Annotated in this window: 14 protein-coding genes and 1 riboswitch; of the genes, 3 read left to right on the plus strand and 11 right to left on the minus strand. The window is 42.4% G+C overall.

Annotation, left to right across the window (positions count from 1 at the left end):
* From purB to C8270_RS00915, 5 genes are all read right to left on the minus strand, one after another.
* The gene (gene purB, locus C8270_RS00890) at window positions 1-1305 is read right to left on the minus strand and encodes an adenylosuccinate lyase (protein ID WP_106494683.1); all 1305 of its coding nucleotides are present in this window, start codon (window positions 1303-1305) and stop codon (window positions 1-3) included.
* Window positions 1305-2435, minus strand: coding sequence for a 5-(carboxyamino)imidazole ribonucleotide synthase (gene purK / locus C8270_RS00895; protein ID WP_234028446.1), 1131 nt, complete (start codon window positions 2433-2435; stop codon window positions 1305-1307). Before purK ends, purB begins: the two co-directional genes overlap by 1 nt.
* The gene (purE, locus tag C8270_RS00900; RefSeq protein ID WP_199794625.1) at window positions 2422-2913 is read right to left on the minus strand and encodes a 5-(carboxyamino)imidazole ribonucleotide mutase; all 492 of its coding nucleotides are present in this window, start codon (window positions 2911-2913) and stop codon (window positions 2422-2424) included. The genes purK and purE overlap by 14 nt, the downstream gene beginning before the upstream one ends.
* Before the next feature lie 675 nt (window positions 2914-3588).
* A riboswitch (purine riboswitch) is annotated at window positions 3589-3689 on the minus strand.
* A 129-nt stretch (window positions 3690-3818) separates the two neighbouring features.
* Window positions 3819-4721 carry an SDR family oxidoreductase gene (locus C8270_RS00910; RefSeq protein ID WP_106494686.1) on the minus strand — a complete coding sequence of 301 codons (903 nt, stop codon included), beginning with the start codon at window positions 4719-4721 and terminating at the stop codon, window positions 3819-3821.
* Window positions 4722-4813: 92 nt separating this feature from the next.
* Window positions 4814-5428, minus strand: a complete 615-nt coding sequence (locus tag C8270_RS00915; RefSeq protein WP_106494687.1) for a DUF2179 domain-containing protein — start codon at window positions 5426-5428, stop codon at window positions 4814-4816.
* 132 nt (window positions 5429-5560) lie between these two features.
* Between C8270_RS00915 and C8270_RS00920 the strand changes: the two genes are divergently transcribed.
* A complete protein-coding gene (locus C8270_RS00920) occupies window positions 5561-5998 on the plus strand; it encodes an Hsp20/alpha crystallin family protein (RefSeq protein WP_234028448.1) in 438 nt (145 codons plus the stop codon).
* 66 nt (window positions 5999-6064) lie between these two features.
* On the opposite strand, the gene C8270_RS00925 is transcribed toward C8270_RS00920, so the two are convergent.
* The 5 genes from C8270_RS00925 to C8270_RS00945 form a co-directional block, all read right to left on the minus strand.
* Window positions 6065-6199, minus strand: a complete 135-nt coding sequence (locus C8270_RS00925; RefSeq protein ID WP_106494688.1) for a YvrJ family protein — start codon at window positions 6197-6199, stop codon at window positions 6065-6067.
* 152 nt (window positions 6200-6351) lie between these two features.
* Window positions 6352-6567 (minus strand): DUF2922 domain-containing protein, encoded by a 216-nt coding sequence (locus C8270_RS00930; RefSeq protein WP_106494689.1) that lies wholly within the window; start codon window positions 6565-6567, stop codon window positions 6352-6354.
* A gap of 34 nt (window positions 6568-6601) precedes the next feature.
* Window positions 6602-6826 carry a DUF1659 domain-containing protein gene (locus C8270_RS00935; protein ID WP_106494690.1) on the minus strand — a complete coding sequence of 75 codons (225 nt, stop codon included), beginning with the start codon at window positions 6824-6826 and terminating at the stop codon, window positions 6602-6604.
* Window positions 6827-6925: 99 nt separating this feature from the next.
* Window positions 6926-8623: a hypothetical protein gene (locus C8270_RS00940; RefSeq protein WP_158701549.1), complete on the minus strand. Its 1698-nt coding sequence runs from the start codon at window positions 8621-8623 to the stop codon at window positions 6926-6928.
* On the minus strand, window positions 8620-9330 hold the full coding sequence (locus tag C8270_RS00945) for an MOSC domain-containing protein (RefSeq protein WP_106494692.1): 711 nt from the start codon (window positions 9328-9330) through the stop codon (window positions 8620-8622). Before C8270_RS00945 ends, C8270_RS00940 begins: the two co-directional genes overlap by 4 nt.
* Window positions 9331-9524: 194 nt before the next feature.
* Between C8270_RS00945 and msrA the strand changes: the two genes are divergently transcribed.
* Window positions 9525-10055, plus strand: coding sequence for a peptide-methionine (S)-S-oxide reductase MsrA (msrA, locus tag C8270_RS00950; RefSeq protein ID WP_106494693.1), 531 nt, complete (start codon window positions 9525-9527; stop codon window positions 10053-10055).
* Window positions 10056-10413: 358 nt separating this feature from the next.
* A complete protein-coding gene (locus C8270_RS00955) occupies window positions 10414-11586 on the plus strand; it encodes an MFS transporter (RefSeq protein ID WP_106494694.1) in 1173 nt (390 codons plus the stop codon).
* Window positions 11587-11681: 95 nt separating this feature from the next.
* Here the strand turns inward: C8270_RS00955 and C8270_RS00960 are convergent, their stop codons facing one another.
* Window positions 11682-12017 (minus strand): nucleotidyltransferase substrate binding protein, encoded by a 336-nt coding sequence (locus tag C8270_RS00960; protein WP_234028449.1) that lies wholly within the window; start codon window positions 12015-12017, stop codon window positions 11682-11684.
* Window positions 12018-12031: the final 14 nt, after the last annotated feature.

Raw genomic sequence — 12031 nt, forward strand, 5'->3', positions numbered from 1 at the left:
TCATTCACCTCGTTTTAAGCCGATTCGGTCAAAAATTCGATCAACATTTTTCAAATGGTACGTGTAATCAAAACAATCATCAATTTCGTCTTGGGATAATTTACTTGTTACTAGTTCATTTTCTTCAAGTAATTGTTTGAAATGGGTTTCTGTTTCCCATGCTTGCATCGCTTTTGGCTGCACAAGATCATATGCTTCTTCACGTGTCATACCCTTGTCAATTAACGCAAGCAATACGCGTTGTGAAAAAATAACGCCGTGTGTTTTATCAATATTTCGCTTCATATTTTCCGGAAATACAGTTAGTTTTTTCACGATATTCCCAAATCGGTTCAGCATATAATTCAGGGCAATCGTTGTATCTGGCAAAATTATTCGTTCAGCGGAAGAATGTGAAATATCGCGTTCATGCCATAGCGAAACATTTTCATATGCTGTTACTACATGACCGCGAACTACCCGTGCCATCCCTGTCATATTTTCCGAACCAATTGGATTACGTTTATGCGGCATTGCTGATGAACCTTTTTGTCCTTTTGCAAAAAACTCTTCAACCTCACGTGTTTCTGTTTTTTGCAGACCACGGATTTCAGTTGCAAACTTTTCAATCGATGTAGCGAGTAATGCTAATGCTGAAATATATGCAGCATGACGGTCACGCTGTAGTGTCTGTGTTGAAACTGGCGCAGGTGTTAAACCTAATTTCCCGCATACATATTCTTCCACAAATGGGTCGATATTGGCATATGTACCTACCGCACCTGATAACTTGCCAAATTCAATGTTGTTGGCTGCTAACTCAAACCGCTCCAAGTTACGCTTCATTTCCTCATACCATAAGGCAAGCTTTAAACCGAATGTTGTCGGCTCTGCATGGACACCGTGGGTTCTCCCCATCATGACTGTATGCTGATGTTCGATCGCTTTGTTCTTGATAATTTCAATAAAATTCGTGATATCTTTCCGAATAATGTCATTTGCCTGCTTTAGAAGATAAGATAAGGCAGTATCCACTACATCTGTTGACGTCAAACCGTAGTGCACCCATTTCCGTTCTTCCCCCAAAGTTTCTGAAACCGCCCGTGTGAAAGCAACGACATCATGACGTGTCTCTTGTTCAATTTCATAAATACGGTTGATATCAAACGAAGCATTTTCGCGAATTTTTTCAGCATCTTCTTTTGGAATAATACCAAGTTCGCTCCATGCCTCACATGCCAAAATCTCTACTTCCAACCATGCTTTAAATTTATTTTCATCCGTCCAGATAGTTCCCATTTCTTCTCGGGTATAACGATCAATCATTACTTTTCCTCCTCATAATTCATAACGAGTTTGCTAACTTCATCAGACGTTGCTGCAGTGAATGTTACATGGCCCATTTTCCGTTTCGGCTTTCGACCGTCTTTTCCATACAAGTGAACCGAGCCATTTTCTAGTGTTGGCATCATTCTTAAAACATGCTCCATATCTTCCCCAAGTATATTGACCATTGTCACAGGTCTTAGTAGTTCAACTTTCATTAGCGGCAATCCACAAATTGCTCTAATATGCTGTCCAAATTGCGAAATGTTGCACGCCTCAATCGTATAATGACCAGAATTGTGTGGTCTAGGAGCCATTTCATTTAGATAAATTTCGTCACCTTTTACAAACATTTCAATCGCAAACGTCCCTACAATTTGCATTTTTTCCGCAAGTACAGTAGCAGCCTGGATAGCCTTTATCTTTACTTGTTCACTTATTATAGCTGGAGCCACAGTCTGATAAAGGATGTGGTCTTTGTGTGTATTCTCTGCAATCGGGAAAATTTCTAATCCCCCAGTTTGTGTACGTGTAAAAACTACCGATATCTCCTTTTCAAATGGCACCCACTGTTCAATAATACAGTGCTTATTCTTCTCAGCAAATTCTATTGCCGTAGATTCATCATTTTTTGACGTCAACTTGATTTGCCCCTTGCCATCATATCCACCACTACATGTCTTTATCACTGCTGGGTAGGCCATATTTTGCAAAGCTGTCTTGCATTCCTCACCATTTGTCACAATCGTGAATTCCGGAATCGGCAAACCTGCTTCCCTCATCAGGGATTTTTCCTTTTCGCGATTTTGCGTCACTTCCAATGCAAAAGATCCTTGTGGCAGTTTTCCCTTCTCTTCAATATATCTAGCCGCGGTTAGATCCACATTTTCAAACTCATATGTAACAACATCACTAATATCTGTTAGCTTTTCAATTGCGTACATATCATCATAAGCTGCGGTTATTTGATGATCGGCAACTTGAGCTGTCGGACAATTTGGCGTTGGATCAAGAACAGCAATTTTATATCCCATATAGCGTGCGGCAATTGCCATCATCCGGCCAAGCTGTCCACCACCAATGATCCCAATCGTTTGTGCTGGCAGTATTGTTTGATTATTTTCCGGCAAGATCATCCCTCATTTCCGCTACTTTAGCTTGCATTTTTTCACGATATGTTTCAAGTTGTGCTGCTATATTTTCATCGGAGGCACCAATTATTTGTGCAGCGAGAATTCCCGCATTTGTTGCACCGGATTTCCCGATCGAAACCGTAGCAGTCGGTACACCGCCGGGCATTTGCACAATGGATAAAAGCGAATCAAGGCCGTTCAACGCTTTACTCTGAACTGGGACCCCAATAACCGGCAAAGTTGTTTGTGCTGCTACCATTCCAGGCAAATGCGCTGCACCACCTGCTCCAGCAATTATTACCTTCAAACCACGTCTTCTGGCTGATTTCGCATACGTAAACATTTCATCCGGGGTGCGATGGGCGGAAATAACCTCTTTTTGATAGGAAATATTTAGTTCTTCTAACACTTCACAAGTATGTTTCATCGTTTCCCAGTCTGATATGCTACCCATAATTACGCCAACTTGTGCCACTTGAATCCCTCTTTCTATTTAGAATTTTATTGCATCAACCATGTTATTTTTTCATTAGGCTTTTTCGTACTTAATTTCGTATTTGATAGAAAATGCGATGTAACTAGGAAATTCCTCTCCCGCCGTTCTGGAAATACACTGGTGTTGTGTTTTAAAACTCATTACCATCAGCTATTGCTTGAGTGAATATCTGTTCAAGGGAGAAAAAGTCCATGTAACGTTAGAATCCATGGCTTCTCTCCCGTCGATAATCAGAGCACCACTACCAGCGGAGGCAGAATACGTAGACTCCTGCGGGAACAATGGTTTTCGATGGGGCGAGTTAGCGCAGCCCCAGCACGAGTCTGAAGACCCCGCAGGACAAGGAAAGCTTCGGCAGCATTACATCGCACGCAGAAAAAGTGGTTTTCTTTTTCAAGGAAGTGGTTTCCTTCCGAGGAGGCTGAAGCCGTGCCCGCGGAAAGCGAAGTATTCTGCCGGAGCGGAATTCAGGCATTCCATCATTAATGTTACAAAAGGGAATTTTCACTGTGTCGCACTTTATAGATATTGTGTAAGGAACAACAATCTTTTATAAAACGGCCTTTCATTAAAAAAGTCTATTCGTCTCCTCCCGCGTAATGAGAGAAGATGAATAGACATAGCAAATAAACATGAATTATATCCATAAAACAGCAACAATTCATCCTCCCTCATAGTCCAGCATTTACGGTGCTGGGTAGAAACTTCCAAGCCATATTCTCAGGAAATATATGAGGAACCGTATTCGTTTGTTGTCTTAAGCATAGCAATGATACACGCATCTGTCAATAAATAATCGAACGATAATATAAAATTTGTTATTAATGTTCGGTTTTTACCAAACATTTCTTTGTCACTATTAACCTTATTCATGATCATAAATGTTAAGAACTAACCATTTCTCCACCATTCACATGGATAACCTGACCCGTAACATACGAAGAATCACTGGAAGCGAGATAGACATATGCCGGCGCTAATTCAAATGGCTGTCCGGCGCGTTTCATCGGGACATCCGTACCCCACTTGGTTCCAATATACTCCGCCGAAAAACTCGATGGTATTAGCGGTGACCAGATTGGTCCCGGTGCTACACCATTAACCCGAATACCTTGATTTGCCAAATTCTGTGATAATGCACGTGTAAAACCGACTATAGCTCCCTTTGTTGCACTGTAATCAATTAATTTTTCATTTCCTTCATACGCGACAATTGAAGTGGTGTTAATGATCGAACTCCCCCGCTTAAGATATGGAAGGGCAGCCTTTGTCATATAAAAATGACCGTAAATATTTGTTTGGAATGTTGCATCCCATTGTTCAGCTGAAATATCCAGCAAACTATCCTGTGTAAATTGAACAGCATGATTATTCACCAAAATATCAAGTTTTCCAAATTGATCAATCGTTTGTTTAATAACATGTTGACATTGTTGCTGCTCACGCAAATCACCAACAATCAATAGGCAATTGCGCCCAAGCTCCTCAATCCGTTGCTTCGTGCGGTAAGCATCCCCATTTTCATACGTATAATAATAAGCTATTACCACATCCGCTCCCTCTTTAGCGAAGGCGATTGCAGCTGATGCCCCAATCCCACTGTCACCTCCTGTTATAACAGCAACTTTATCCTGCAATTTTCCAGATCCATGGTAATTTGGATCTTCCACAATCGGCTCCGGTACCATAAGGGACTCTATGCCTGGTTGTTGTGACTGATGCTGTGGTGGGAATGGTGTCTGGTATATATTTTTATTCACATAAATTCCTCCTGTACGAAAATCCATTCTTACGTACTATATTCCTTTTAGTAAGTAGGCGTTCATCGTGAACAAAAAAAGAATAGGCATGATTTGGAACCTATTCTTAGAAAAGTGAATTATTCTGTTGTCTCCCCAGGTGTATCTTTTGGTGTTTGCGGAGCACCTGGCATGCTACCAACAGTATTCCGGTTCTTGCCCAGACGTCCCCTCCGTACTTGTTTCACCCAAAAGCCGCCATGAATTTGTTTCGGCTCATATGAAATAATAAATGCTTTTGGATCAATCGTTTTAATCGACTCATACAGCCTTAGCTCGTATTTTCGAGGTGTGAGAATTTGCATTGCCAGACGATCTCCATCCATACCATAAGCGAACCAACTCGTCACACCGTATCCTTTATCCCGCAATTTACGGGTGAAGTCAATATCCGGATTGGATGAAATAACATTTACGGTTATGTATCCCAGTGCAAGCTTCTCTTCAATTTTTGTTCCAACAATAACACCAAGTCCAAAACCAACCGCATAAGCAATAATATTTTGGACTTCATTTAAATTATCGAGCACTAGACCTAAACCTAACACGTAAACAACAATTTCAAACATACTGACAAACGCGGCTAAATACCTACGACCTTTCAGCGTCAAGATCATCCGCATTGTTGAAAACGTAACATAAACAATATTAATTACAAGAATAATGGCAACCATTACATAAGCATTACTAAGCAAAACAAGAACCCTCCCCGATTATTAACGTTGTGAAATTTCCCCAAAACGAAATACTATGATGATATTCACCCAGTCAAACTAACATGCATACCATATTACATAAATTTTAAACAGTTAAAAAGAGGTGTTATGATGATGGACCCGTTCAGTCAAATGACCGATTGGAAAAAGAACATGGATAGTTTTTTTGGTGAGAACTTTTGGAACGAATTCGAAGGCATTATAAAACCTATTATTCCACAAATTAACATGTATCAAACGGAAAATGAAATTATGTGCATTATCAGTATTCCCGGACTAACCGATTTAAACAAAGTTGATATCTATGTCGATTATACAAAATTAGATATTAATGGGGTTATTGATATCAGCCAAAGCGGGGGGACTGTAATAAAAGAAGAAATTTTACAAGGCGTATTTGACAGAACAATTAACTTACCATTTCCAGTACGTTCAGATAAAATGGAAGCACGTTATAAAGATGGACTTGTATTCCTGCAGTTACATCGGTTATTTTCGGATGCCAGCAGTAAACATAGAGTTGCTGTAAAATTACTGGAAGAAAATTGACTGATTAAACGAGGCTGCCTTCTGATAAATCACGAATCGGTGACTTGACAGCCTCACCCTAACTAATTATTTCATTTTTTGAGGCAATGCATGAATGGATTCAATTAATAAATTGAGTTTACCCTCGATGCGGTGCAACAAATAAAATGTTACCACAATCGGAAAGCCTACCTCTGTTATAAATGATATCCATGCTTCCATAAGCGTGACCTCCTTCTATTTTACTGGCTAAAAAAACTGACCAGGGCTGCACATTTGCCAAGCCACTGGTCATTCCGTTAATTAAAATCTAGTTTTCACACTGGCTAAATATCTACGCGGCACCTTTACATTATCGCGGCTTATTCAACCAATTAATTTAATTCAATTTCGGTTACATTTTGTTCCACAACACGCGCACCTTTAATAGAAACAAGATCGCCACCAGTGGATGTGAACGCATTTTGTATCATAATTTCATCCATCGCACTTTTTACAGCAGCTGGATCAATTGGATCAATCGGTTTTTCTAGTGAGTATGTGACAGTTTTACCTTCCTTGTTCAAAAATTTAAGCTCTATCTTTTTCATCGTTCAACTCCTCCTTTCCATTATCTTGTAAAATTTAGGCTTGCCTAATTTCCGAGCTATCTCTGCGTTCAATGTTGTAAAGCGGACGTTCCTGCAATCCAGCAACTGCCTCTGCGATAGCAAACAACTGATCAGCTGTTGCACTTGTCTTCACATTGTTAAAGCTTTTCGTTTTATAGATTGGCTTTCCAGTTAACACATCCGCCCCATCATCGAGCACTAATCGCAGTGTTGATTGATACGTTTCTGCTACTGCCATGTTTTTCCCCTCCTTTCACCACTACTATCGAATCATAAGGGAGAAAAGTGGCATCTGATAGTGAATTTATTTTGAATTCGGGAAATTTAGTTGATAGTTTTAGATTTCAGGGCGATATTCCTGCTCTCGTGCCGATGTTCCTGCTTTCGTGCCGATGTTTCTGCTCTCGCGCCGATATTCCTGCTCTCGCGCCGATGTTTCTGCTCTCGCGCCGATGTTTCTGCTTTCGCGCCGATTTTCCTGCTTTCGTGCCGATGTTTCTGCTCTCGCGCCGATGTTCCTGCTCTTGCGCCGATGTTCCTGCTTTCGTGCCGATGTTCCTGCTTTCGCGCCGATGTTGCTGCTTTCGCGCCGATATTCCTGCTCTCGTGCCGATGTTCCTGCTCTCGCGCCGATGTTCCTGCTCTCGCGCCGATATTTCTGCTTTCGCGCCGATGTTTCTGCTTTCGCGCCGATGTTTCTGCTTTCGCGCCGATGTTTCTGCTTTCGCGCCGATGTTCCTGCTCTCGCGCCGATGTTCCTGCTTTCGCGCCGATGTTTCTGCTCTCGCGCCGATGTTCCTGCTCTCGCGCCGATGTTTCTGCTTTCGCGCCGATATTTCTGCTTTCGCGCCGATGTTCCTGCTTTCGCGCCGATGTTTCTGCTTTCGCGCCGATGTTTCTGCTTTCGCGCCGATGTTCCTGCTCTCGCGCCGATGTTTCTGCTTTCGCGCCGATGTTCCTGCTTTCGGGCCGATGTTTCTGCTTTCGCGCCGATGTTCCTGCTCTCGCGCCGATGTTCCTGCTTTCGCGCCGATGTTTCTGCTCTCGCGCCGATGTTCCTGCTCTCGCGCCGATGTTCCTGCTTTCGCGCCGATGTTCCTGCTTTCGCGCCGATGTTTCTGCTTTCGCGCCGATGTTGCTGCTTTCGCGCCGATATTCCTGCTCTCGTGCCGATGTTCCTGCTCTCGCGCCGATATTCCTGCTCTCGGGTCGATGTTTCTGCTCTCGCGCCGATGTTCCTGCTCTTGCGCCGATGTTGCTGCTTTCGTGCCGATGTTGCTGCTCTTGCGCCGATGTTCCTGCTTTCGCGCCGATGTTCCTGCTTTCGCGCCGATGTTTCTGCTCTCGCGCCGATGTTCCTGCTCTCGCGCCGATGTTTCTGCTCTCGCGCCGATATTCCTGCTCTCGTGCCGATGTTCCTGCTCTCGCGCCGATATTCCTGCTCTCGGGTCGATGTTTCTGCTCTCGCGCCGATGTTCCTGCTCTCGCGCCGATATTTCTGCTTTCGTGCCGATGTTCCTGCTCTCGGGTCGATGTTTCTGCTCTCGCGCCGATGTTTCTGCTCTCGCGCCGATGTTTCTGCTTTCGCGCCGATGTTCCTGCTCTCGCGCCGATGTTTCTGCTCTCGTGCCATGTTTCTGCTTTCGCGCCGATATTTCTGCTTTCGTGCCGATGTTCCTGCTCTTGCGCCGATATTCCTGCTCTCGCGCCGATGTTTCTGCTCTCGCGCCGATGTTTCTGCTTTCGCGCCGATATTTCTGCTTTCGTGCCGATGTTCCTGCTCTCGCGCCGATGTTCCTGCTCTCGCGCCGATGTTTCTGCTTTCGCGCAGATGTTCCTGCTCTTGCGCCGATGTTCCTGCTTTCGCGCCGATATTTCTGCTTTCGCGCCGATGTTCCTGCTCTCGCGCCGATGTTTCTGCTCTCGCGCCGATGTTCCTGCTCTCTTGCCGATATCCCGTATTCTCACGCCCACACGCCCTACATATAAAATTAAAAAAGAGTCCTCCGCAATTGCAGAAAACTCTCTTTCTCATTCTTTATTAGGGCCATACACACGTTTTTCAACCGAGGAAACGTGCCCCGACAATCGTTTATGTAATGTTCGTTTCCAATTTTCACCTAAATGCGTACATGCCGCAAGTTCTTCGGCAAGCTTTAAATCCTTTTTGTGCACATGCATGACTTCGTTACACTTTTTAATCGTCCACTGCGGATATGGCCGTTCCACTAAACGCAGTTCCGACTTTTCCTGCACGTAACCTTCCTTTAAAACACGAAAATACCAGCCTGTTCGTCCGCTTTTTTGGATGCGCAAAGCAAAGTCCATTATCCGAAAACGACGGGCGGGTTTCCAACAAGGCTGACGCGGCTGGGAAACTTGAATAACAGCATCCCCAAGCTCATACGTATCGCCAATACAAACAGAATTCTCTTCCGCATAATCAACCGCTAGATTTTCTCCCATTGCACCAATGCCTATGGTTTCCAAATCAAGTTCCTGTATCCAATAATCATAATGCATCGTTGGATAAGCAAATAGTGCCTTTTCCGGTCCGCCATGATTTTTTGTATCTCCCACTTGATCTCCCATTAATCCTGTTTTTCCTAACCATACGCCCGATGTAACACTATTTTTGAAAATACCACTTTCCCACGGCCTGTCCATCCGGTCCGTTGCATCACTGTGACCCATTTTCTTTACCTTTCCGATTAGTAATTTATGTACATATGGTGCGTTCATCGTGCTTCACCCTCACTTCATATGGTATAGTTAATGAAAATTCTATCTCTATATTACTTGAAAAACAGTTTTATTGGAAAAAAAGCACACTAACCGTTGAACGATGGAGCTAGACGTTACTTGTCCTGCTCGAAAACAAAGTAGTGCCAAACTTTCTTACCTTATAAAATACGAACCATCATGGGGGAATCAACATGGAAAATACATTAAAAAAAGCAACATTTGCCGGGGGCTGCTTCTGGTGCATGGTAAAGCCATTTGATCAATGGGACGGGATTGACAGCATTGTCTCAGGCTATACTGGCGGTCATGTGGAAAACCCAACTTACGAGGATGTAAAAACTGGTAAGACCGGTCATTATGAATCTGTTGAAATAACTTATGACCCTGCCATCTTTTCCTACCGTGACATTCTCCATATCTATTGGCGGCAGATTGACCCAACCGATGATGGTGGGCAATTTCAAGATCGCGGTGATTCTTATCGGACGGCTATTTTTTATCATGACACAGAACAAAAAAACATTGCTGAAGCATCAAAGGCAGCGCTTGAAGATAGTGGAAAATTCAAGAAACCAATCGTAACGAAAATACTGCCAGCAACAACATTTTATCCTGCCGAAGATTATCATCAAGATTTCTATAAACGAAATGAACAGGAATACAAAGAAGACCGCGCCAAATCAGGCAGGGATGAATTCATTGCCAAAACATGGGAAAAGTAGTAAAAATAAGAACTTCCGTAGCTATTTGGAAGTTCTTTTTCATTTAATCCCTAGTCCTCATCTCTAGAAATTGTTTAGCTGCCTAATCTCGATCCAATCGATTTTCCATCCTTATCACGTTTCTCCACATGCATTCGTCATCAAACGAAAATGTATCAATTATCTTCTTCCCTATAGTCAATTCAATCGTTAGGCTATAACAACTATACCCATTCCTGTCATCGGAAAGCACAATTTCCCCAAGTACTATATAATGGAATCAATCTGTACGAAAGTTTCATTAATTTTGTTTAGTTTTACATCATATAATAGTATAATGGTTTTTTACATAGCTTGTCATAGATTAGGAGAGTGCGTTTTGCCAAAAGAAGAATCATTAACACCGCTTAAAATGTTATTATTCTGTTTTCATGCGACAAATACAATTATCTTAAGTTTTTTGCCGTTATATTTACGGTATAAGGGTTTGGACGGAACGGAAATTGGTTGGGTTCTAGCCGTTGGTCCTTTAGCAGCTATTTTCTCCCAGCCATTTTGGGGATACTTGAGTGATAAATATAAAACAGTGAAATGGATGCTAGTAATCTGTATCATCGGTCTTTTAATTAGCAGTATCCTATTCTTCCAAATGAACGGGTTAGTTGCGCTTATCCTGATGGGTGCGGTCTTCTATTTTTTCACCTCCCCGATCGGAGCGTTAGGTGACAGCCTTGCACAACGACGGGCTGACGACTTGAATGTGAATTTCGGTGGTATTCGAATGTGGGGATCAATTGGGTTTGCCATTTCTTCCCTTATCGTCGGCAAAGTTCTCTCTTCCATCGGTGTTCAATATATGATCTGGCCATACCTGTTCTTTGGAACCTGTGCACTTATAGTGGCTTTACGCCTTACCGATGTAAAGGTAGAATCAGATCCTATCCGGTTAAAAGATATATCGAAAATCATCCGGAATAAACCGTTCTTTCTCTTTTTATTTATGATCATGTTTCTATCGATTTCCCACCGGGCGAATGATAGTTATATCGGACTTTATATTGCCCAGCTTGGCGGTAGTGAGGGGATGGTTGGGTTAGCATGGTTTGTTGGTGTAGCGAGTGAAGCTGCTGTATTCGCGTTGGCCTTCTTCTGGTTTCGGAAGTTCCATACGTTGATATTCATTATCATAGCTGGAGTTTTGTATAGTATTCGCTGGTTTCTTTACGCCGTAATTGACGACCCTATTTACATTATTCCATTACAGGTTTTGCACGGTTTAACATTTGGCATATTTTATTTGTCAGCTTTCCAATTTATTTCGAGATTAATTCCTAAATTACTTCAATCAACTGGCCATTTGGTCTTTTATGCAGTTTTCTTTGGAATCTCAGGAATAGTTGGATCGCTAACTGGCGGAGCGCTGATCGACTCCTATGGTGGAGGAACACTCTATTTTGTAATGGGTTGCTGTGCATTGTTTGGAACTATATTACTGGTAGTCTATCATATTTTGCCGTATGGAAAGGAAACTACTGTACGAAATGTAGATTAATCATACAAGGTCAGTTCATCAACTGTAATGGACTGATCTCTTTTTATCGGCTACTTTCCTTTCTGGCTAGCCTGGCTGCGAAATATAGTGGTAGGTTAGTGAATCTGCTTAATCTCCCTCTCCATTCTATCCCTCAATTTTAGGAAAAGTGTATTGTAGCGGTTTCTTATCTTTTCATAAATATATCTTGCTTCATCTTCATCATATAGATGTGAAGTTTTGTTTCGATCAACCATCATGTCGATCCATTTTTCTCCATCGTCAATCAAACCGTTAGCGAATGCTTCACGTATCGTCGCTCTTGGATTTCTAATCTCCGTTGTACCGGTATATTCTAAAAACATTTTCATTAATTTCCAACTTAGTTCAAATGTGAATTCAAATCGCTGAATCACTCCATCATAGATGATATCACTTTCAACCTCTAACATTGTTGCCTCATTTA

It is taken from the genome of Lentibacillus sp. Marseille-P4043 (assembly GCF_900258515.1).
Lineage (GTDB): Bacteria > Bacillota > Bacilli > Bacillales > Amphibacillaceae > Lentibacillus_C.

What these genes read in the sequence shown, in the direction of transcription:
- purB (WP_106494683.1), bottom strand. Translation starts at nt 1,305, where the DNA reads ATGATTGATCGTTATACCCGAGAAGAAATGGGAACTATCTGGACGGAT.
- C8270_RS00910 (WP_106494686.1), bottom strand. Translation starts at nt 4,721, where the DNA reads ATGGATTTTCGTACAGGAGGAATTTATGTGAATAAAAATATATACCAG.
- C8270_RS00920 (WP_234028448.1), top strand. Translation starts at nt 5,561, where the DNA reads ATGATGGACCCGTTCAGTCAAATGACCGATTGGAAAAAGAACATGGAT.
- C8270_RS00925 (WP_106494688.1), bottom strand. Translation starts at nt 6,199, where the DNA reads ATGGAAGCATGGATATCATTTATAACAGAGGTAGGCTTTCCGATTGTG.
- C8270_RS00930 (WP_106494689.1), bottom strand. Translation starts at nt 6,567, where the DNA reads ATGAAAAAGATAGAGCTTAAATTTTTGAACAAGGAAGGTAAAACTGTC.
- C8270_RS00935 (WP_106494690.1), bottom strand. Translation starts at nt 6,826, where the DNA reads ATGGCAGTAGCAGAAACGTATCAATCAACACTGCGATTAGTGCTCGAT.
- C8270_RS00940 (WP_158701549.1), bottom strand. Translation starts at nt 8,623, where the DNA reads ATGAGAAAGAGAGTTTTCTGCAATTGCGGAGGACTCTTTTTTAATTTT.
- C8270_RS00945 (WP_106494692.1), bottom strand. Translation starts at nt 9,330, where the DNA reads ATGAACGCACCATATGTACATAAATTACTAATCGGAAAGGTAAAGAAA.
- msrA (WP_106494693.1), top strand. Translation starts at nt 9,525, where the DNA reads ATGGAAAATACATTAAAAAAAGCAACATTTGCCGGGGGCTGCTTCTGG.
- C8270_RS00960 (WP_234028449.1), bottom strand. Translation starts at nt 12,017, where the DNA reads ATGTTAGAGGTTGAAAGTGATATCATCTATGATGGAGTGATTCAGCGA.